Annotated in this window: 20 protein-coding genes and 2 pseudogenes; 16 read left to right on the top strand and 6 right to left on the bottom strand. The window is 45.8% G+C overall.

Annotation, left to right across the window (positions count from 1 at the left end; translation table 11 throughout):
- Positions 1-12: 12 nt before the first annotated feature.
- Positions 13-2,724, bottom strand: coding sequence for a DNA gyrase subunit A (gyrA, locus tag QUB25_RS07990; RefSeq protein WP_333074967.1), 2,712 nt, complete (start codon positions 2,722-2,724; stop codon positions 13-15).
- A 396-nt stretch (positions 2,725-3,120) separates the two neighbouring features.
- Here gyrA and QUB25_RS07985 point away from each other — a divergent pair, with 396 nt between their 5' ends.
- Positions 3,121-4,044, top strand: a complete 924-nt coding sequence (locus QUB25_RS07985) for a histone deacetylase (RefSeq protein WP_333040503.1) — start codon at positions 3,121-3,123, stop codon at positions 4,042-4,044.
- On the opposite strand, the gene QUB25_RS07980 is transcribed toward QUB25_RS07985, so the two are convergent.
- Positions 4,037-4,189 (bottom strand): hypothetical protein, encoded by a 153-nt coding sequence (locus tag QUB25_RS07980; RefSeq protein WP_333060294.1) that lies wholly within the window; start codon positions 4,187-4,189, stop codon positions 4,037-4,039. The genes QUB25_RS07985 and QUB25_RS07980 overlap by 8 nt on opposite strands.
- Positions 4,190-4,366: 177 nt before the next feature.
- Between QUB25_RS07980 and QUB25_RS07975 the strand changes: the two genes are divergently transcribed.
- The 4 genes from QUB25_RS07975 to QUB25_RS07960 all read left to right on the top strand — a co-directional run bounded on the left by QUB25_RS07975 (position 4,367) and on the right by QUB25_RS07960 (position 8,822).
- On the top strand, positions 4,367-4,555 hold the full coding sequence (locus QUB25_RS07975) for a hypothetical protein (RefSeq protein ID WP_015175516.1): 189 nt from the start codon (positions 4,367-4,369) through the stop codon (positions 4,553-4,555).
- Positions 4,556-5,263: 708 nt separating this feature from the next.
- Positions 5,264-6,286, top strand: coding sequence for an ATP-binding cassette domain-containing protein (locus tag QUB25_RS07970; RefSeq protein WP_333182689.1), 1,023 nt, complete (start codon positions 5,264-5,266; stop codon positions 6,284-6,286).
- Between the two features lie 897 nt (positions 6,287-7,183).
- Complete coding sequence (locus QUB25_RS07965) at positions 7,184-8,074, top strand: ABC transporter permease (protein ID WP_333182652.1); 891 nt, start codon at positions 7,184-7,186, stop codon at positions 8,072-8,074.
- A gap of 367 nt (positions 8,075-8,441) precedes the next feature.
- Positions 8,442-8,822 (top strand): hypothetical protein, encoded by a 381-nt coding sequence (locus tag QUB25_RS07960; RefSeq protein WP_333182651.1) that lies wholly within the window; start codon positions 8,442-8,444, stop codon positions 8,820-8,822.
- Positions 8,823-8,939: 117 nt separating this feature from the next.
- Here QUB25_RS07960 and QUB25_RS07955 read toward each other — a convergent pair whose 3' ends face one another.
- Positions 8,940-10,298 carry an FAD-binding oxidoreductase gene (locus tag QUB25_RS07955; RefSeq protein WP_333182650.1) on the bottom strand — a complete coding sequence of 453 codons (1,359 nt, stop codon included), beginning with the start codon at positions 10,296-10,298 and terminating at the stop codon, positions 8,940-8,942.
- Between the two features lie 145 nt (positions 10,299-10,443).
- Positions 10,444-11,193, bottom strand: a complete 750-nt coding sequence (locus QUB25_RS07950; protein ID WP_333182649.1) for a class I SAM-dependent methyltransferase — start codon at positions 11,191-11,193, stop codon at positions 10,444-10,446.
- 250 nt (positions 11,194-11,443) lie between these two features.
- On the opposite strand from QUB25_RS07950, the pseudogene QUB25_RS29760 reads away from it, so the two are divergent.
- The 7 genes and pseudogenes from QUB25_RS29760 to QUB25_RS07920 form a co-directional block, all read left to right on the top strand.
- Positions 11,444-12,112 (top strand): annotated as a pseudogene (locus QUB25_RS29760) (Tll0287-like domain-containing protein); the annotation flags it as partial.
- 138 nt (positions 12,113-12,250) lie between these two features.
- Positions 12,251-12,967, top strand: a pseudogene (locus tag QUB25_RS29755) (adenylate/guanylate cyclase domain-containing protein); the annotation flags it as partial.
- Between the two features lie 251 nt (positions 12,968-13,218).
- Positions 13,219-14,631, top strand: coding sequence for an adenylate/guanylate cyclase domain-containing protein (locus QUB25_RS07940; RefSeq protein WP_333182647.1), 1,413 nt, complete (start codon positions 13,219-13,221; stop codon positions 14,629-14,631).
- Between the two features lie 215 nt (positions 14,632-14,846).
- The gene (bioA, locus tag QUB25_RS07935; protein WP_333182646.1) at positions 14,847-16,151 is read left to right on the top strand and encodes an adenosylmethionine--8-amino-7-oxononanoate transaminase; all 1,305 of its coding nucleotides are present in this window, start codon (positions 14,847-14,849) and stop codon (positions 16,149-16,151) included.
- Positions 16,152-16,168: 17 nt separating this feature from the next.
- The gene (bioB, locus tag QUB25_RS07930; protein ID WP_333182645.1) at positions 16,169-17,212 is read left to right on the top strand and encodes a biotin synthase BioB; all 1,044 of its coding nucleotides are present in this window, start codon (positions 16,169-16,171) and stop codon (positions 17,210-17,212) included.
- Between the two features lie 234 nt (positions 17,213-17,446).
- The gene (locus tag QUB25_RS07925) at positions 17,447-18,058 is read left to right on the top strand and encodes a class I SAM-dependent methyltransferase (RefSeq protein WP_333182644.1); all 612 of its coding nucleotides are present in this window, start codon (positions 17,447-17,449) and stop codon (positions 18,056-18,058) included.
- A 174-nt stretch (positions 18,059-18,232) separates the two neighbouring features.
- Complete coding sequence (locus QUB25_RS07920) at positions 18,233-18,907, top strand: SDR family oxidoreductase (protein WP_333182643.1); 675 nt, start codon at positions 18,233-18,235, stop codon at positions 18,905-18,907.
- Positions 18,908-19,047: 140 nt separating this feature from the next.
- Here QUB25_RS07920 and QUB25_RS07915 read toward each other — a convergent pair whose 3' ends face one another.
- Positions 19,048-19,527: a hypothetical protein gene (locus QUB25_RS07915; protein WP_333182642.1), complete on the bottom strand. Its 480-nt coding sequence runs from the start codon at positions 19,525-19,527 to the stop codon at positions 19,048-19,050.
- An 82-nt stretch (positions 19,528-19,609) separates the two neighbouring features.
- Between QUB25_RS07915 and petN the strand changes: the two genes are divergently transcribed.
- The 4 genes from petN to QUB25_RS07895 all read left to right on the top strand — a co-directional run bounded on the left by petN (position 19,610) and on the right by QUB25_RS07895 (position 20,904).
- Positions 19,610-19,699, top strand: a complete 90-nt coding sequence (gene petN / locus QUB25_RS07910) for a cytochrome b6-f complex subunit PetN (protein ID WP_071883976.1) — start codon at positions 19,610-19,612, stop codon at positions 19,697-19,699.
- 92 nt (positions 19,700-19,791) lie between these two features.
- Positions 19,792-20,391, top strand: a complete 600-nt coding sequence (locus QUB25_RS07905; protein ID WP_333060307.1) for a DJ-1/PfpI family protein — start codon at positions 19,792-19,794, stop codon at positions 20,389-20,391.
- Positions 20,388-20,624: a DUF167 domain-containing protein gene (locus QUB25_RS07900; RefSeq protein ID WP_333182641.1), complete on the top strand. Its 237-nt coding sequence runs from the start codon at positions 20,388-20,390 to the stop codon at positions 20,622-20,624. The genes QUB25_RS07905 and QUB25_RS07900 overlap by 4 nt, the downstream gene beginning before the upstream one ends.
- 91 nt (positions 20,625-20,715) lie before the next feature.
- The gene (locus QUB25_RS07895) at positions 20,716-20,904 is read left to right on the top strand and encodes a CsbD family protein (RefSeq protein WP_333182640.1); all 189 of its coding nucleotides are present in this window, start codon (positions 20,716-20,718) and stop codon (positions 20,902-20,904) included.
- Between the two features lie 271 nt (positions 20,905-21,175).
- On the opposite strand, the gene QUB25_RS07890 is transcribed toward QUB25_RS07895, so the two are convergent.
- Complete coding sequence (locus tag QUB25_RS07890) at positions 21,176-21,430, bottom strand: DUF4926 domain-containing protein (protein WP_333182639.1); 255 nt, start codon at positions 21,428-21,430, stop codon at positions 21,176-21,178.
- Between the last annotated feature and the right edge of the window lie 8 nt (positions 21,431-21,438).

The raw sequence follows: 21,438 nt of genomic DNA, 5'->3' as shown, positions 1-21,438 counted from the left end.
ATTAACCTATGACTATTCTGCCACTTCCTCCGATTCCGATTCTTCGGCCGATTCTTCACCAGCAGGCGGCACTAAAGCCACAGCTACGATCGAATCATCCTCATCCAACCGCTGCACCCGCACGCCCGTTGCAGTTCGCGATTGCGTGGAAATCGCACTCACAGCCTGGCGGATAATAATACCTCGGTTGGTAATGATCATCAACTCGTCATCTTCGTTGACAATTCGCAGCGCAGCTACGTAATCTGTAGCCTTTTTAGACTTGAATTTAGTAGCCGTCAATCCCTTGCCAGCCCGTCTTTGTAGGCGGAATTGAGAAACTGGAACCCGCTTGCCATAGCCGTTGGTGGTGATTACCAACACTGAAGGAACGTCGCTGCTACTTTTGGTAATTCCTTCGGCTTCTTCGCCTTCAATTTCCTCGGATTGCAGTTCTAATTCTTCATCTTCTAATTCCGCATCTTCAGTTTCTAGGTCAGTAATTTCTGCTACTTCAAATTCCGAATCTTCAGTTTCTAACTGAGCAATATTAGCTCCCTCGAATTCCGAATCTTCAGTTTCCAATTCAGCAATCTCGGCAACAATTGAACTGGGCAATATGTCCATGCTGATCAACTCATCGCCCGATCGCAATTTCATCGATTTTACACCCCGCGTCGCGCGGCCAACAGGGCGCAACTGTTCGTGATTGGTGCGGAAATGAATTGCCATGCCTTGGCGCGTACCGATGATGATGCTGTCACCCACTTTTGCTCTCCGTACCCAGCGCAGTTGGTCGCCTTCTTCTAAAGAAATCGCGATTAATCCATTAGTGCGGATGTTGCCAAAAGCGGAAAGTGCGGTTTTTTTAATGTAGCCGCCGCGAGTCAGCATGACCAAGTATTCTTCGCTGGTGAATTCTGTGACTGACACCATAGAAGTGATTTTTTCTTCTATAGGAATCGGCAGCAGTTGCACCACAGGAGTGCCACGGGCTGTCCGGGAACAGACGGGGATTTGATAAGCTTTGACAGAGTAAACTACGCCCCTATCGCTGAAGAACAAAACGCTATCGTGATCGCAGCAGGAAAGAAAATGTTCTACTCCGTCGTCTTCTTTCATTTTCGCGCCTGCTTTGCCGCGAGTAGCGCGACTTTGGGCCTCGAAAGTGCTGACCGGCATCCGCTTGATGTAGCCTTGCTCTGTAATCAGAATAATTGCTTGTTCGTTGGCAATTAAATCTCTTTCATCGATTTCTCCTTCGGCGTGTTCGATGACGCTGCGTCTAGGAGTGGCGATTTTAGTTTGGATTTCGACTGCTTCAAATTCGGCGATTTCTAAGATGCGTTCCCGGCGCGCTAAGATATCTTCCAAATCTTCGATTTTAGCTCGCAGTTCTTCGTGTTCTTGCTGAATTTTTTGTGCTTCTAATGCTGTCAAACGCCGTAACTGCATTTGCAGAATTGCGTCTGATTGCTGTTCTGAAAGACCGTAATTATCCATCAATTCTTGTTTCGCTGCGGCGGAGTCGGCAGCGGCGCGAATTAGGTGAATAATTGCATCTAAGTTGTCTAGGGCAATTAATAAGCCTTGCAGAAGGTGGTCGCGTTCTTCTGCTTTGCGGAGCTCATATTGAGTCCGGCGAGTAATTGTCTCAATGCGGAAATCTAGGAAGACATTGAGGAATTGGGAGAGCGTAAGTAGTTGGGGTTCCCCATTTACTAGCGCTAACATATTAGCTCCAAAGTTGGCTTGGAGGGGTGTTTGTTTATAGAGGTTGTTGAGGACGACGCGAGGATAGGCATCGCGCTTAAGTTCGATCACGATCCGCATTCCGTCTCTATCGCTTTCGTCGCGAATGTCGGAAATTCCATCTAATCTTTTGTCGTTGACAAGTTCGGCAATTTTCTCAATTAGAGCTGCCTTGTTTGTTTGGTAAGGCAATTCGGTGATAATAATTGCTTCTTTGTCGGGGCGGCCCGGATGTTCGATGGTTTCAATGCCGGCGACTCCGCGCATTGTAATCGAACCGCGACCAGTGGTGTAAGCATCGCGAATGCCGCTTCTGCCCAGAATTTGCCCTCCGGTGGGAAAGTCCGGGCCGGGAATGTACTGCATCAATTCCAGGTCGGTAATTGCTGGATTGTGGATTAGTGCTACTAAACCGTCAATTATTTCGCCTAAATTGTGTGGCGGAATGTTGGTGGCCATCCCTACAGCAATCCCGGAGGAACCGTTGAGCAAAATTTGGGGGATGCGTGCCGGGAGTACGAGGGGTTCTTGCTGGGAACCGTCGAAGTTGTCGCCGAAATCAACTGTTTCGGAGTCGATGTCGCGCAGCATGGAGTCGCTAGTCAAAGCTGTGAGGCGACATTCGGTGTACCGCATGGCAGCGGGCGGGTCGTTGTCAACGGAGCCGAAGTTGCCGTGGCCGTTGATCAGGCGTTCCCGCATGGAAAAATCCTGAGCCATCCGCACCAGGGCGTCATAAACCGCTGTATCTCCGTGCGGGTGATACTTGCCCAGCACCTCCCCCACGACGCGGGCGCATTTGCGGAAAGGTCGATCGGGAGTCAAGCCCAATTCGTTCATGGCGTAGAGAATGCGTCGGTGAACGGGCTTGAGACCGTCCCTGGCATCTGGTAGCGCCCGACCGACTATTACGCTCATGGCGTATTCCAAGTACGATCGGGACATCTCATTACCCAGATCCGTCGGGATTATCCGCGACTCAGAGGTGCTCATAGGTTGAAAAACTCCGTTAAAAATTTAAATTTGACCGCTATAAATCTCAAAAATGCGATAAAATCGGTTTGGATTCAGTAGAGCTGCCAAATATTGCCAATTACTCCTGAAATTATATCACAATTTGCCTTGGACTTTATGGGAAAGTTGCCAGAAAAATTAAGGGACGAAACAAGCACAATTGATAATTTGTCAGTTGGTAATTTTGTCAGCAGTTGGCAAAAGCTAAAAAGGTTTTTTTAGGCTGAAGGGTTTCATGCTTTCGTGAGTTTTTTTGACGCTCCTCTAAGAAATTAAAATGGTTACTCGATAGCAATTTTAATTTCACACAGCCGAAGGCCGAATTGAAACAAACAGAAAATCTAAAATCTCAAATATTAACTCTAAAATCTGCTGATGCTACCCGTCATCTACTCCCAAGATTTCTTGCTGCACAAGACTGGAATGCTTCACCCAGAGCGACCAGAACGTTTAACGGCGATCGTCAACGCTCTGAAAGCTGCTCCTTGGGCAGCTCAAATTGAGTGGCAACTGCCCACCCCAGTGCCGCAGCGCGAACAACAACTGTTCTCGGCTATCAAAAAAGTTCACTCGCAAAGATACATCAAAGAAGTCGAACATTTGGCTCATCGGGGAGGCGGCTACCTCGACGGTGATACGCCGATTTCTGCTGAAAGTTACGATGTAGCGCTGCTAGCGGCGAGTGCTTGGCTCGATGGGGTCGATCGAGTGGTGGCTGCGGGGGAACCGGCTTTTGTGCTGGCCAGGCCACCGGGACACCACGCCGAAAACGCCCGCGCGATGGGTTTTTGCTTGTTTTCCAATGCTGCGATCGCTGCTCACTACGCCCTGGAACAGCCGGGAATCAACCGCGTCGCTGTCCTCGACTGGGACGTGCACCACGGCAACGGCACTCAATCTTTGGTGGAAAACTGCCGGCAAATTGCCTACTGTTCCCTGCATCAATCTCCGTGCTATCCGGGAACAGGAGATGCCGAGGAGCGCGGTGCTTACGACAACGTGCTGAACATTCCCCTGTATCCGGGCGGTGGCATAGCTGAATACCTGAGCGCCTTTGAATCTCTTGTCGTGCCTTTTTTGTCCAAATTTGAACCGGATTTGTTGATTGTCAGCGCTGGTTATGACGCTACTGCGTCCGATCCGCTGGCGAGCATGACTCTGATGCCATCAGATTTCGGTACTTTCACCGGATACTGTCTGCAACTCACCCGCCGCATAGCTTTTGGTTTGGAGGGGGGTTACGCGCTGAAAGAGTTGGCCGAGTCGGTTGTGGCGACTATTGACCGATGCCTCAATTAGCTGGAAAATTGGCATAGGGGAAAATGATGTTGAGAAGCGGTGAGGACGGGATGGAGAGTTTTTGAGGGCGATCGGCGAAGCTGAGATTTGGCGATCGCGCTTGATAGCCTTTTTCCCTCTGACTTCTGACTTCAGTGACAAGCATCACAAATTTAAGAGATCCAAGTCACTTGGCATCAAAGTCTTGGTCACAGATTTTTAACCAAAAAATCACACCGTGTCAATGTGTTCGATCGCCTTTGAAGTCACTCCCAGAGTGCATAATACAAATACAACAAGCCTGTTAAAATTTTATCTGTCTCAATCAACTAGGAGGTTTATCATGTCAGTATCCCAAATGACACTCGAAGAGTTATTTGGTCAGGTCATGTTCTCCAGCGTCGTGACTCGCCACGACCGGAGACAGCTCAGATCTGCACTCTTAGAAAGAACACTGAATGAAGATGAGTATGCCATCATCAACCGACTGCTGTACAACGTGCGCCGCGGTTGGGTAAAAATTGTCGATTAAAGACGTGGCAGGCACTCCCTTTAGGGGAGTTAATACCATTTTCGATTTGCGATTTTCGATTAAATAATTGGTAATGACTGATAACTATCGGGGTTGAAAGCACGGGCATACGGTTACATTTGTTGGGGAACTCATTACAAGTATAACTTGCCACTTCGGGAAGTTTTTTGTGTTTAATAATGGGTTCGAAAGTGTGATGTGTTTGACCAGTGTGTTAATTATCAGAATCTCGCTACACATGAGCCTATAGGTAGAGATAATTATAAAATAACAGGTTTCGGGTGCATCTCTACTTGTTGAACAATTGTGAGTTTTGAGTTACTAACTGAAAAGTTATAATTAACTCAAAACTCATAATTTTTTGGATTTGAGAGGGGAGATTGGAGAGTGGGAAAACTGATGAATATAGCCTTTCTCAGTAACATGAGGTGTACGCTTGATAAGCGGGCATAGGCCTCAGTGGGCATAGGCCTCAGTGGGCATAGGGCATACCTCACTTTATTGAGAAATGCTATATCAGGGTTGAAAACCGCTCTAAAGTGAATATTTTTTAAACTGATATTAAGAATCAAAACTATAAGCAGTTTGCGGTTGACGAGGAGTGTGCGATCGTTACCAGCACAGCCAGTCGCATTAGTCGATCGACCATTCCGGCAATTTGAGCCCGGAAGTGTCAAAATATTAACAACCAGTTCATCCCCAAAATATATGGCTCCCGCCGTTTTAATTGAAAATCTTCAGAAACGCTACGGCACTGTAGAAGCCGTTAAAGATGTTTCCTTCAAGGTAGAACCGGGGGAAATATTTGGTTTGCTAGGCCCCAACGGTGCAGGCAAAACCACAACCCTGCGGGTACTTTGTACTTTGAGTGCCCCCGATAGCGGACGTATTGAAGTGTCTGGCATTTCTGCTGTCAGCCAGCCGAGAATTGCCAGACAAAAACTCGGCTACGTCGCCCAAGAAGTTGCTCTCGATAAGGTGCTGACGGGCAGGGAACTCCTGCAACTGCAAGCAGCGCTTTACCATTTGCCGCGCAATACGATTAAAGGGCGGATTGACGAAATGGTGAAACTCCTCGGTTTGGAGGAGTGGGAAAATAAAAAGACGGGCACTTATTCCGGCGGTATCCGCAAACGCTTGGATTTGGCTGCTGGGCTGCTGCACCAGCCTGATGTTTTGGTGTTAGACGAACCGACAGTCGGGCTGGATATTGAAAGCCGGGTGGTGGTGTGGGATTTCCTGCGCCGCTTGCGGGAGGAAGGTACGACGGTTTTGATTACGAGTCACTATCTCGAAGAAGTTGACGCTTTGGCCGATCGCGTGGCGATTATTGACAAGGGTACGGTAATTGCTGAGGGCACGCCGGAGGAGTTGAAAAATCGGGTTGGGGGCGATCGGGTGACTTTGCGGATTCGGGAGTTTTCGCCGATGGAAGAAGCCGAAAAAGCTAAAAATCTGATGCAATCTCTGCCTTTTGTGCAGGAAGTAATTGTCAACACGGCTCAAGGAAATTCTCTCAATTTAGTAGTAACACCGCAAAGCGATGCGCTGGTGACTATTCAGCAAGCTTTAAAAGATGCGGGATTGCCTACTTTTGGGATTGCTCAATCTCGGCCGAGTTTGGATGATGTGTATTTGGCTGCGACGGGTAAGACGCTGTTGGATGCGGAGTTGGCTGCTGCTAGCAACCGCGATTTGAAGGCGGAGCAAAAACAGGCGATGCGATCGTAAATTATACCAACTGGTGGAAAGCGGCATCTGTAGGGACACGGCACTGCCGTGTCGCCGTGTCCTTGTAATACGGTAAATTTTCATTATCAGAGCAACCCTTCACGAAGATCGCAACACTCTCGTTCAGGATGACAATTATAGGACTTACTCAAAGCCTCTATATATACCGTTTTGTAGTGGCAATCCCCCGTGATCGCCCCCGTCTGTGGTGATGTTGCATCCAGGATTGTTTTATTAACATACTGCCCAAATCGCATAAGAGTTTATTTTTCAATTATTATCGAGTTTCATAGCTCTGACTGTCTTTCAGAATTTTTTTCACAACGAACTTCCCGGAGAAGTTCACAAATTTAATCGATTGTCATCGGAGTGGGAGCGGGTGCTAATTAGTCTCTACGTCGCCGCAACTCCTCCCAATCAAAACCTGCTTTTAGCGTCTGAAAAACAGTGCTATCTGCTGTAACAGTAACTGTATATCTATCCCCGGGCTTCAGTTGACTTTCAATCTCAACCGGAATTTATAACTTAATGTCGGGATTCAAATAAACAGAAAGTAATATTAAATTTGCCAATGAATTATTGCAGGTGTTGAAAAATTATATTTTTCACAGTTTCCGGCAAAGATTCCATGATTTTGACCAAAGTAGCGATCGCACTTGATGACATCAATTTCTTCTCAAATATTGTTAAGAGTTCGGAAACTAAATTAATATGTAGCGTTTACCTATTTTACTACAATTTTCTCCTTTCATTCCAGCTACTCGATGAACAGCAATAGCAGCAGCTACCCACCCTCTCAACTCCAAATAGCCTATAATCAAAGCATCCTGCCAAACTCGCTTTCAACATATTTCCTGTAAACATAATCACAACAGTCAAAATCAACAACAAGCAATTATGAGCGGTACTGTTACATCCCCCAACAACCTCAACCAGCAGCGGCCACTCTCCACGGCATCCGCTGACACTTCCAGTTCCCTGCTGGGCGACTTCATCCAAGAAACACTCGCCTTAACCAAGCGCCTGTTTATTCAATTGCAGCGCCGCCCCTCGACGCTAGTTGCAGGCATTATTCAGCCGCTGATGTGGTTGGTTTTGTTCGGAGCTCTGTTTGAAAATGCTCCCGCAGGCTTGTTCGGCGAAAGCCAGAATTACGGGCAATTTCTCGGCGCTGGTGTAATCGTTTTTACTGCCTTTGCAGGGGCGCTGAATGCCGGTTTGCCGATTATGTTCGATCGCGAGTTCGGATTTCTCAACCGCTTGTTAGTCGCGCCGCTGGCTTCCAGATTTTCGATCGTCCTGGCTTCGGCCATTTTTATCGTCACGCTCAGCTTTATCCAAACCGGCACAATCGTTACAGCGGGAGCGTTTTTGGGCGCAGGATTCCCCGGAATTGCCGGACTGGGGGCGATCGCCCTCATTGTCCTACTCTTAGTTTTGGGCGTCACAGGCTTGAGTCTGGGTTTAGCCTTCGCTCTCCCCGGTCACGTAGAATTAATTGCGGTAATTTTTGTTACTAACTTGCCACTGTTATTTGCCAGCACAGCCCTCGCGCCGCTGTCATTTATGCCAGAGTGGCTGCAAGTTGTGGTAACTCTCAATCCTCTGAGTTACGCGATCGAACCCATCCGCTATTTGTACCTGCACAGCGATTGGTCGCTAGCAAGTGTCGTCATGCAAGCTCCTTGGGGTAATGTTACCTTTGGAGGAGCGCTGTTAGTATTGCTAGCCTTTGATTTGGTGGCGCTGCTGAGCATTCAACCGCTGCTGAGACGCAGGTTTGCTTAGGGCGGCGGCCTATCTGCGGGCGATCGTTTAGCCTGCACCGTCTATTGTAGGGACACTCCAAGAGCCCATTGGTGTCAACTTAACGTCAAACCCAGTCACAGAATGGTGTTGGACTATTAAGCCTAGATCCCCCCTAGCCCCCCTTAAGAAGGGGGGAACCGGAAATGGATCAAAGTCCCCCTTCTTAAGGGGGATTTAGGGGGATCTGGACTCAGGTAAAAACGAGATTTATCAAGCCTTTCAGGCTTAAGTTGACACCAATGGGCATGGCTGTCTCCTTAGCCCCAGCGAAGTAATATAATATTTAGTCACAAGTCAGAATATTGTTTAGATAGAATTGTTTTTTTGAAAGTTCAACTAATAAATTATGAACACCAAAACTTCCAAATCCGGCAAATTGATGATTGGGATTGCTGCAAGCGCGATCGCATCCTGTGCTCTGTTATCGCCTCAAGCAAGCTTCGCTCAAGCCAGCGGTTTAAATAATGCCCAACCGCTGCAAGACTTTCAAACTCAAGACAATACCGACCCCTTTTCCGGCCGCAGCAGCGGCAGCGGAATATTTGATTTAATTCACCGATCCAATTTGGGAGGCGGCCGCAGCATGGAAGAATTTAATAGCGAACAGCGCAAAAATTTAAACGATGCGGCCGCAGAATTTCGCAACAAACAGCGCCTACTACTGGAAAAGCAAGCTGTACCTTCAGAAGGGGCGGCACCTGCAGAAATTACCGCCCCCGTCCCTTAAATTTACAACTGCTGTTTGCTCATTTCTCAGTCCGCGTGAGCGAAGCCAGCGCTTAGGCGGACTTCGTTTCTCTAGCAGCGATTTCAAGATCCGAATCTTATCTAAAAACCATCGCCCTTAATCCCGTTCCAACCACGCCCGCATTTTACCCGGATTAAGCAAACCGTAAGGATCGACCAACTCTTTAAACTGCAACTGTTCCACATTAATACTTTTCATCCCTCCATCTTCCAATATATAAGTGTGAGGATTAGCAATCAGTGCGCCTTGCTGTTCGTGATAGCGAATAATTTCATTGAGCCGTGATTCCGTAGTGTAGCGAACTATTTGCAAAGCTGCGGCGATCGCCCTGCCGTTCATCCGCAAAAACTCCAAGTGCATCATCACCTCATCCCCATAATAATTGTACAGTTCCTCAATCAATTTCAAACCTCGATCTGGGGGAAAAATCGTCTGCAAATAAGTCAGAGACGGGTCAGCGCTGCGAGCGTGCAGAGTTGTATGATTCCAAGTAAATTCAGCAATGGCTGCACCTTTGCTCGCTGCTTGCGCGTTTTTTTGATAGCAAATTGTGCCGCCATATTCGCGCACCAAATCTTGCAGCGGTTCCAGACAAGATTCAGCTACCATTAACAAAGCGCAGTGCTTACCTTCAGGAATCTCCTCGCGGAAAGCAGCAAAATAAGCAGGAATCGGCCAAGCACAAACACAAATTAGTTTTTTGATAATTCCGTCAGCATCGCCCAAAGCTTGACCGAAGTTTGCCGATGTCATAAAATCGTCAAAAGCGACGATGATTTCCGCCCAAGGATAAGCAGGGGCGAGGGGAATTTCTAACTCAGTAATAATCCCATTTGTGCCGTAAGCATGATTGACTTTTTGCACTTCATCGCCGCGCAATTCGATGACGCGGGGATCGTCTTCCATTGTAACGACTCGAACGGCATGAAGATTTCCCCGATCGCGCAATTGCCCGTAAGTTATCGAACCAATTCCCCCGCTACCGCCGCCGATAAATCCCCCAATCGTTGCGGTGCGATAAGTTGAGGGAACCATCCGCAATTCCCAACCAGTTTCTCGCGCTTGTTTGTCGAAAACCGACATTTTCACCCCCGGTTCTACGCAAGCTAAACCCGGTTTTATCCAGCGGATACTGTTCATTTTGCTGGTATCTAAAATGACGCCGCCCTTGAGGGGAATGCACTGCCCGTAATTGCCCGTTCCTGCACCTCTAACAGTTAGCGGAATTTTGGATTTGACGCAGGCTGCTGCAATCCGCAAAACTTCGGCTTCGCTGGCGGGACGAACTACTAAATCTCCTGTTTTATCACTTAAGAGAGGTTGCAAAACTGGACTGAAGTGATAATAGTCTTGAGATAGCTTGACAACTTGCGCGCGATCGCTAATTATTTCAATTCCCGATAGTTCAGAAGAAAAAGCATCCCAGTCAATACTTGGAATCGCAGTTGCAGTCATTTTGTTTACTCCATGCTGGCACTATTATATATTTTTTCAAACATAACTTAGTAAGACAAAATACAAACAGCAATGTTTCTTTAAGCAGTAAGGTGCTTATGCACGCACCCTACATATTGAAGTTCTGCCTCCAAGACTGCTTTTATCAATTAACAAATCCCCCAAACACCGCCATCCCGTAGTATTTCCAAGGAACTGCAACAGTGTCAAATCTAGCTTTTACCAGCATTTCCAAATGTGCCGAAAGTGTAGCTAGGCGATCGGGATTAGAATACCCGTAAGAGACACTCGTCCCCACATTGGCGCGAATTTGTGCTAAGGTTTCCCCCTGATTTAGCGCCCAATCTTCTCGCGCCGCTTGATAAATATCTTTCATTGCTGCTGATTCTGCTAAAAGAGGATCGGCATTCCAAAAACAGCCACCAGCATTTAAACTTTCGCGAATGCGTTCAAACAATTTCAACTTCATCTCATCCTCAAGATGATGAATTGCCAGAGAGGAAATGCAAGCATTGAATTTATCGCCCAAGCCTGATAAATTTGGATTGTTCGCCCATTCTCCAAAATCCATTTCTAAACCAGTCCACCGGGCTGCGTATCCTGCCGACTCTATTTTGGCGCGGGCAAAATCAAGCATTCGCGGCGAGTAATCGACAGCAACTATTTCCGCCGATGGGTAGCGTTGGAGAACTTTTAAAGTTAGTTCCCCCGTCCCGCAGCCGAGTTCTAAAATGCGGTGGTTTGTGTTAGCAATGCAGCCGGCAACTACATCCAGCATTTCGTCATATTTAGGTAAAAGTCGCCGAATGCCGGTATCAAAATCAGCAGTATTGACGAAAACTTCTCCCGGAAAAATTTCCTTGTTAGTAGGTGAGACAGTAGAGCCAGAATTCACGATCGCCAACCATAGACTACAATTGCTATCCTAACCGAAATAGAACAAAAAATGCGTGAACTAGGGACACGGTAGTGCCGTGTCCTTACTCGATCATCTGTACTTCACTCAACAGAAAACCACTATCAAGTTATGCGTATTCTTACGGATAAGCGAAACACTCGCGGTAAACCATAATTAACCCTCGGTTGCACTCAAAGAGTCTTGCTTTACCCCGGAGGCCAGCAAAACACTCTGAACAAGCAGTGTTATGTTAGTAGTGCATAAATTCCAATCAAGATTAAACCTCACGCGTGAGGATACCATGCGCCAGTTGATTTCTAGAATTCGGGCTGCCATCAGCCAATTAATTTACAAGCGAATTCTGCTTGCGGTGACAATTTTATTTTGTGTAGGTGTAGGAGTAGCGATGGCAAATATGTCTCGTCTTTCCTCAACCCTAATTGAATCGCAAGCCCTCCAAAATGCCACCCTCTATGCCCAAGCTGTTAAAGAAGCCCGCACCCTTTATAGTACGGATGTTGTCAATCCTCTCAACACTGCTAAAGCGATTAACTTTACCCACGACTACAACCCGACAAAAGTAGCAATTCCCGTACCGGCCACCTTCTTAATAGAACTGGGCAACCAGATTACCAATAAAAATCCCGAAGTATTCCTTCGTGTCTACAGCGAGTACCCGTTTCCCTGGCGGCGAAAAGAAGGCGGACCCCGAGACAATTTTGAACGGCAAGCTATTACCTATTTGACCAAAAATCCGAAAGAAAAATTTTTCAGAAGTGAAAATTTTCGCGGGAAGCCAGCTTTTCGATATGCCGAGGCCGATATTCTAACTCCTAGCTGCGTTAACTGTCACAATACTCACCGTGACAGTCCTAAAAAGGATTGGAAAGTGGGAGATGTACGGGGGATATTAGAAATCATTCAACCTCTCGATACCATAACTAAAACTACTCAAAGTGAACTTAAAAACCTGTTTTTACTGTTAGCAGGACTTTCAATTTTAGGCATCACAGGATTGACTTTATCGATCAACAGGTTGCGCCAAAATGCTAAACAATTAGAAGAGCGCGTCAGGGAACGCACGGCACAGTTGCAAGAAACTAATGTAGAATTGCTGAAAGAACAGGAAAAGAGCGATCGCCTGCTGCTCAATATTTTACCCGAATCCATTGCTGCCAAGCTCAAAGACGGTCAAAGCAGTATTGCTGACGGCTTCGCAGAAGTCACGATTTTGTTTGCAGATATCGTGGGCTTTACGGTGCTTTCATCACAAATATCTCCCGAAGAATTGCTCAAGTTTCTCAACGAAATTTTTTCAGCCTTCGATGGTTTAACGGAAAAGTACGGCTTGGAAAAAATCAAAACAATTGGAGATGCTTACATGGTAGTGGGAGGTTTGCCCAATCCCAGCAGCAACCACGCGGAAAGCATTGCGGAAATGGCTTTAGATATGCAGGAGGAATTAGCAAAATTTAATGCCAAACATCATACAGGAATTAACATTCGCATCGGCATCAATACCGGCCCTGCAATTGCGGGGGTTATTGGCACTAAAAAATTTATTTACGACCTCTGGGGCGATGCCGTCAATACAGCAGCCCGCATGGAATCCCACGGGATTGCCGGCGCGATTCAAGTCACACAATCCACTTACGATATCTTGCAAAATAAGTATCTGTTTGAAGACAGAGGAATTATCCACATCAAAGGTAAGGGCGATATGAATACTTATCTGCTTGCAGGCAGGCTAGTCAGCGCAGTTTCGGTTTAATTTGTTTATTATATTATTAAGGGGTATGCTACTTAGTCCGAAGTCATCAGTCATTCGTTGTTAGTCGTCAGCCAAGAACTAACAGTTAATAACTGCTGGCTGTTGACTACTGACAATTACAGGAATTACACAGGAGATTTGAGAGCCCGGTTTCTGCGCGGTTGCTTCGTTGACAAACCAAAAATTTATTACGAGAAACCGGGTTTATTTTTCTATGTCCTACATTAGCCATTTGCAAAATAGTAAGTTTTATGTTATTGCGGATTTTATCATTTTTGAAATTTTTCAAATCTCGCTTGTCTAGGCAAATAGCTTTGTGGGTATTTGCTAGCATTCTTGTCATAGAGGGAATTATTTTAGTTCCATCTTATTTTCGGCGAGAAAATGAACTTTTAAGTCAACTGGAACAGGTATCTCGCGCGACAGTTGATTCCCTAGAGTTTTTGCTCCAACAAGATATTTCCGATCGCACTTTCTTGCAAGAAGAAGTAAAAAATATTACTAAGGATTCTCAAGTAGTTTTAGGACTATCTATTTACCAAGCTAACGGTGAGCTAATATATACACTTGGCGAACCCCCAAAAATCAGTTTAAAGCAACTAAAAAAAGCTCCTATAGTTCACCATCATAATTTCGATGGCAAGCGCTACGATATTGCTTGGACGGAGCGACATTTGGGAGGCGATTACGTCTTAATAGTTCGCCACGATGCTTCCACCGTTCAACCGGAACTCTACGCATTTATCGGGCGGATTGCTGTTCTAGTCATCATTATATCAGCCTTTGTCACTTCTGTGACTATGTTCTTTTTAGGGGTAACAGTAATTGCACCTATCTTGAGATTGCGCGATGACTTGATCGCTGCCGGAGACGCTTTGAGCAAAGATCGAGAACAACCTGATTTCTACTCTCTGTCTGTCAAACGGGATGACGAGTTAGGAGAACTCATGGTCGCATTTAATCAAATGTTTCACCGAGTTTACAAGGAAATTGCACAGCGGAAACAAGCTGAGGAAGTATTGCGCGCCGAACAAGAAAAGTCGGAACGTTTATTACTAAATATATTACCGGTAATGATTGCCGATCGCCTAAAACAAGGTCAGATAAATATTGCGGACGGATTTGCCGAGGTTACGGTTTTGTTTGCTGATATTGTGGGCTTTACCGAAATATCTTCGCGCACGTCTCCTGAAGAATTAGTAGAATTACTTAACAAAATATTTTCATCTTTCGATAGGTTGAGCGAACAATACGGCTTAGAAAAAATTAAGACGATAGGCGACAATTATATGGTAGCAGGCGGTTTGCCGCTTCCCTGTAAAAATCACGCCGAATCTATTGCCGAAATGGCGCTGGAAATGCAGGAAGAAATTATGAAATTCCGCGACGAATGCGGTAAACCTCTCAATATCCGCATTGGCATTAATACTGGGCCTGTTGTAGCAGGTGTCATCGGCACTAAAAAGTTTATTTACGATTTGTGGGGAGATGCTGTGAATACAGCAAGCCGCATGGAGTCTCAGGGACTTCCTGGTAAAATTCAAGTTAGCAAATCAACTTATGAGTTGCTGTGCGATAAGTATTTGTTGGAAAAACGCGGTAAAATTAATGTTAAAGGCAAAGGATCTATGACGACTTATTTGCTCAAAGGCAGAAAATTGTAACTGACAATTTTAACCATCGCCCGCGAATACGTGGTATGGGGGCTGACGTTTCCAGGCAGCCCCCATCGACACCAAACTAGATTTTTTTTGAATGAACCGCGAAGACGCTAAGGACACGAAGGAAGAGGAGAAGAAAGAATCCAAAATAAAAATTTTATAAGTGATTTAAACTTGCTATATTAAAATACAACTTAATATTAGTTTAATTGGTAAAAATGACTGCGAATCAGGAACATAATTCTTCAACTTCACCGATTTGGCAGCCCTTCACCCAAATGAAAACGGCTGGCCCGCCGCTGAAGGTAATTCGCGGCAAAGGATCGGTGCTGGAATTAGCAGACGGGCGGCAAATTCTTGACTGCATTTCTAGTTGGTGGGTGACTGTTCACGGGCACAGCCATCCGGTTCTCGCTGAGGCTCTTTACGAACAAGCCCAAAAGTTAGAACACGTAATCTTTGCGGGATTTACTCACGAACCAGCCCTGAAACTTGCGAGTAAATTGCTAACTCATACCGCTGCTTCTTTAACGCGGATTTTCTTTTCTGATAACGGCTCGACTGCTGTTGAAGTTGCTCTGAAAATGGCATTTCAATATTGGCGTAATCTCGGAGAAACTAACCGTACTAGCTTTATTAGTTTTGAGGGAGGTTATCATGGCGATACTGTGGGCGCCATGTCTGCTGGCAGAAGTTCGCTGTGGTGGGAATCTTTTGCACCTTTAATGTTTGCTGGGGATGTTGTTCCTTTTCCTGCGACTTTTGACGGCGATGAGGATGTGGAAAGCAAGGAGGCGGCGAGTTTAGAGAAATTGGAGTTTTTGTTAAAGCAGGGCGGCTATGCGGGAATTTTTATCGAACCTTTGGTGCAAGGTGCCGGGGGAATGCGAATGTGCCGCCCTGAGTTTTTGCAGGATCTCGCACAACTTGCCCGCCAGTTTAATGTATTGTTGATTTACGATGAAGTAATGACTGGTTTTGGTCGCACGGGCGAACTGTTTGCCTCGCTTAAATCTGGAACTTCACCGGATATCCTGTGTTTGTCTAAAGGATTGTCTGGCGGCTGCTTGCCAATTGCTGTCACAATGGCATCGGAGGATATTTATCAAGCTTTCTGGCGAGATGAATCGGACAAAGCTTTTTTTCACGGTCATTCTTACACCGGAAATCCCTTAGCTTGTGCGGTGAGTGTAGCATCTATGGAGCTTTTGGAGCAAAACCCAAATGTTTATCAAGGGATGGAAAAACTGCACCGCCAATATCTGAATCAATGGCTGAGAAATCATCCTAAACTCGAACGGATTCGGACTTGCGGCACCATCGCAGCAATGGATGTGAAAACCGAAAGCGTTTCCGGTTATTTTAATGACATCGCTCCTGTATTGAAAGCCAGATTTCTCGAAGCGGGGTTTTTGCTCCGCCCCTTGGGAAATACGCTTTACTTGATGCCTCCCTACTGCATTTCTCCTGATGAACTAGAATCGATTTATCGGGTAATTCGTCAGGTTTTGGATACTCTGTAAACCCTTTAATTTTAGTAATGATTTTACCCAATTGGAACGATTTGGCTGACGACGCGCTGGCGGGCAAATGTATCTCTCGCGAGCAATCTTTAGCCGTATTGCGCGCACCGGATGAGGTTTTGCTTGAACAACTAAATGCAGCTTATCGGGTGCGCCGCCACTACTGGGGAAACCGAGTCAGGCTGCACTATTTGTTAAACGCTCAAAGTGGTCTTTGTCCTGAAGATTGCCATTATTGTTCTCAGTCAAAAATTTCGACTGCGGAAATTGAGAAATATCCGCTTTTAGCTAAGGAGAAAATTCTGGATGCCGCCCAACGCGCAGCAGATTTAAAAGCTGGTACGTTTTGTTTGGTGATTTCTGGGCGCCAACCTAGCCCATCTACTTTCGATCGCGTTTTGGATGCTGTCGAAACTGTGAAGGCAAATCATAACCTGAAAATCTGCGCTTGTTTGGGATTGTTGAGCGAGGAACAAACTCACCGTTTGGCAAAAGCTGGAGTCGATCGCGTAAATCACAATCTCAATACTTCCGAATCATATCACTCGGACATTTGCACGACTCACACTTTTGGCGATCGGGTTGAAACCGTCGAACACGTAAAAGCAGCGGGAATCACAACTTGTTCCGGCGGAATTTTGGGGATGGGCGAATCGGATGATGATGCGATCGATTTAGCGCTTTCGCTTCGCAACTTGGGCGTTACTAGCGTGCCGGTCAACTTTTTCATTCCGATTCCCGGCACGCCATTTGCAGATGTGAACAGGTTAACTCCCCGCCAATGTTTGCGAATTCTCTGTTTGTTCCGATTTTTGCTCCCTAGCCAAGAAATTCGGATTGCTGGGGGACGAGAAGTGCATTTGCGATCGCTGCAACCTCTCGGACTCTACCCTGCTAATTCTATCTTTGTTGGCGATTATCTGACAACTCCCGGACAAGCTGCACATCAAGATTGGGACATGATTCGAGATGCGGGATTTGCGATCGAATCCCCTGAAGGTTCTCTCTTAGAAGTTGATTCAGCAGTTACAAAATCCGAACAAAAAACCCTGGTTGTTTAACTTTTATACCAGGAGTCAATCGGATGAAATAGAGGAGGACACGGCACTGCCGTGTCCCTACCCAATATCTATATTTCACGTTTACGAATGGGGAAGAAAAACTTGGTTTCTGAGGTAGCAAATGCGTAAGCCGTAAGTTCTTAGATTGTAGCCCGAAACCCTTATTCTACGGTTGACATTCTTCAATCTAAAATCTAAAATCTAAAATCTAAAATAATACAAGAGGGGAAAATTGTGGACAAACGCGAAGAAATTACGATCGCAGAATACCAGCTAACTGCCGAATCTTTCCGAGAAGGAACTTGGCATCACGACGTATCCCAAAATCGCGAGGCACTGACCGCTGCTATGCCGCGCAATCCCGGTAAAATTCTCGATATAGGATGCGGCCCGGGACGAGATTTAGTAGCGTTCAAGAGCCAAGGACACACAGTTGTAGGCTTAGATGCAACTCCAGCTTTTGTAGAAATAGCTAAGAAGTTATCGGGATGCGAAGTTTGGCAGCAATCTTTTCTGAATCTAGATTTGCCAAAAGCAGAATTTGACGGTATTTTTGCCAATGCTTCCCTGATTCACGTTCCCAGCGACGAAATGGTGAAAGTGCTGCAAGATTTGCACAAAGCCTTAGTTGTTAACGGTGCAATTGTCATGTCAATGTGTCGGGGAAATTGGGAGGGATACGACGAGCGGCCGACGGGAAAACGCTATACTGCCGGATGGGAATATCATACTTTAGCGCCTTGTTTAGAACAAGCGGGATTTGCAATTGTCAATCACTACTATCGTCCCCCCGGCTTACCCCGCGAAGCTCAATCTTGGGTAGTAATAGTGGGCAAAAAAATCTAACGGAAATGGAAAATTGGGAATAGGTAATTGCCAACCCTTCCCCTCTCTTCCTCTGCGTACTCTGTGCCCTCTGCGGTTAAATAAAAAAAATAATTCACCAATTAACAGAGGATTGTTGTATAATAACCCACAGTCAAATAAACCTATTTCTGCACCAATTAAATCACAATTGATATGACAGAGAAATTCCACATTTTTTTAGCTGGTGCTAGTCGAAACCTCGGCTTAGAAATCGCGAAATGTCTGGCAGCCCAAAAAATGCAAGTAACAGCACTTTTGCGATCGCCCGCAACCAGCACCGAATTAGAAGCAATGGGCATCAAAGTCGTGACTGGCGATGCTTTGGATGCAGCAGCTATCGAAACTGCGATGGCTGGCGGTGAGCCAATTCATGCCGTAATCAGCACAATTGGCGGCTTGCCAAAAGATGGAGAAAGAGCCGATTATTTGGGCAACAAAAACTTGATTGATGCGGCCCTCCAAGCAGGCGTGCAAAAATTTATTTTAGTTTCATCCATCGGTAGCGGTAACAGTGCCGCTGCTTTGCAACCGCAGGTTTTGGAAACTTTGGGTCCGGTCTTAATTGAGAAAGAAAAAGCCGAAAATCATTTGATAGAAAGCGGGATGATTTATACAGTGATTCGTCCGGGCGGACTAAAATCGGAACCTGCAACAGGCAACGGTATTTTAACAGAAGATTGTCGAGTTGCTGGAACTATTAACCGGGCGGATGTAGCGCAGCTAGTTTGTCAGTGTTTAGTGTCTGATGCTGCTAACAATAAAGTTTTGTCGGCGGTAGACAGGCAAATGCTTTACGGCAATCCAGAATTTGAAGTATTACATCTTTAGGGGCGGGTTTAGCGCAAAATAAGCTGTCTCGCATCTAAATTGTATTTTTTGGGCGGGCTAGAAGCCCACCCGACAAGAAAATTGAACTTTTGTGGAACAGGCATCTTGCCTGTTCATAAAAATGCTGCAAGATTTGGCACTCAAGAATCGAAAGGCTTAATCCACGATCGCCCGATCGCCCAATCCAAAACCAAACCCGCGATCGCAAACAATACCACACTCTCGGCACCGCGAACCGCAAACGGCAATAACTCCTGTAGGGCGGGCATCTTCCCGGGTTCAAAAAACAATCCAGCATCCAACTGTCCAAAAGCCCGCACCAACCCAAAAGCCAACACCGCACCAGATTTAAGCTGCGGGTTAACATCTCGGCGAATCGCATAGCGGTAAGTCACGCCGAACAAAAAACCGCCCAAAAGTGCGATCGCCCCTCTGAAGGCAAAATTTAGGTCAATTTCCCTTACCTGCAAACTCGCCAGAGAATCCAACTTATCCGCTAGAATTAAGCTATTACCAAGGGCGATCGCCCCAAAACCCAGCAAACAAGACAAAGCAGCAACACTCCCTGCCTTCAAAGATTCTACCCGTTCAGCGGCACTAAAATTTGACGAATCCTTCACAGCGCCCTCATTTCAAAAATGGCTCAAATTGACTTATCATAAGGTTTGGAGTCACTTTGTACAGTTTGTTCAATAAATAGCTATGGATATTTTGTCACTCGGTTGGGTTTCGGTGCTAGTTCTGTTCTCCTTCTCAATTTCAATGGTCATTTGGGGACGCAACGGTTTCTAGATTCCAGAATAGCTTGCGGGGCAAGCTTTTTAACTGCCCCGCATTTTTTTGTAATCCTATTTAATCAAATCAAAATAACAGGAGTTGGAAACATGACAGCCAAAAAAATCTTAATGCTAGTCGGCGACTTTGTAGAAGACTACGAAGTAATGGTGCCCTTCCAAGCACTGCAAATGGTAGGTCACACCGTCCACGCCATCTGCCCGGACAAAGCTGCAGGCCAAACGATTCGCACCGCAATTCACGACTTTGAAGGCGATCAAACCTACAGCGAAAAACCCGGTCACAACTTCACTTTAAACGCGACTTTTGACGAAATCAACCCAGCCGACTACGACGCTTTGATTATCCCCGGAGGACGCGCCCCAGAATACATCCGCCTCAACGAACAAGTGCTGCAAATTACCCGCTACTTTGCCAACAGCAAAAAGCCGATCGCATCTATTTGTCACGGCTTACAGGTTCTAACCGCCGCCGGCGTACTCGAAGGCAAACGCTGCACCGCATACCCCGCTTGCAGCCCCGACGTACTCCGGGCCGGCGGCAAATATACAGAAGTTCCCGTTACCGAAGCCGTAGTCGATGGCAATTTAGTCACCGCCCCCGCGTGGCCAGCACATCCTAACTGGCTGGCTGAATTCCTGAAAGTTTTGGGAACGAAGATCGAACATTTAGAGAAAGTCGAAGTATGACTATCTTCACAGTCAAAGTTAAACCGAGTTCCAAACAGCAAAGCATCGCAGAACAACCCGACGGCAGCCTCATAATACATCTCAAGTCGCCGCCCGTTGATGGTAAAGCAAACCAAGAATTAATCATGCTGTTGGCGAAAAAGTTTAAAGTGCCGAAATCTGCGATCGGCGTTAAATCCGGTTTTTCTTCGAGAAATAAACTTGTGGAAATTCCAATCGAACCTTTAATATAGAAATAAAGGTAATAACAAATCTATCTAAAGAGGGATATAGACTCAAATTTAAAAGTATATATTAATAGTTGTAGAGTTAGAATAAAAAATTATGAGCATTGAAAATAGAGTCGAAGCAACAGCGAAGAATATTGAAGGCAAAATCCAAGAAGCTGCTAGCGAAGTTACCGGCAATCAGAAAGATAAATTAGAAGGTCAAGCCAAGCAGGATGAAGCATCAGCTATTCACCTGAAAGAAGACCTCAAAGATAAAGCAAAAGAGATTGTAGACCGAACTTAGTAACAGTATTCCCTACAAGTTTCCTGCCTACTAAATCCCGCCAACGATATGTTTGCGGGATTTTTTTTATAATGAGTTTAAATCACTTGTACCAATATCTTGGGGCAGGTTTTACCAACCATAATTGCCCAAAACTAACCATCTCATAAACCCGCCTCCCCCAGCCCAAAATTCAGAATTAATTGAATTTAACGGTTGGGCGACGATGCTTAATCGGTGTTGTTTGTTGGGTGGGGGCGGGTTTATCAACATTATTGGTGCGTGGCAAAATTCATCGGCGAACCGCCCCTACAGATTCTAGTAATTCATAATGCAAAAGCATTAATTTTGTGGCGGGAATTGTTTCCATTCCATAAGTTGTGTCACCTTGATGAGAAAATTCTACCTCCAAAGCACTGCCATCAAATTCCACCACGACTGTTCCTATTTCTCCTTTATATAATTTAATGATTTGTTTTGTTTCAAAATGGATAGCTTTTAAATCTTCAGTTAAAGCAACAATATCAAGATTTTTAATTGTTTTCATTGTTTTTA

The organism is Microcoleus sp. B3-D7, assembly GCF_036705305.1.
Taxonomy (GTDB): domain Bacteria; phylum Cyanobacteriota; class Cyanobacteriia; order Cyanobacteriales; family Microcoleaceae; genus Microcoleus.
This window is presented reverse-complemented; position numbering and strand designations above follow the sequence as displayed.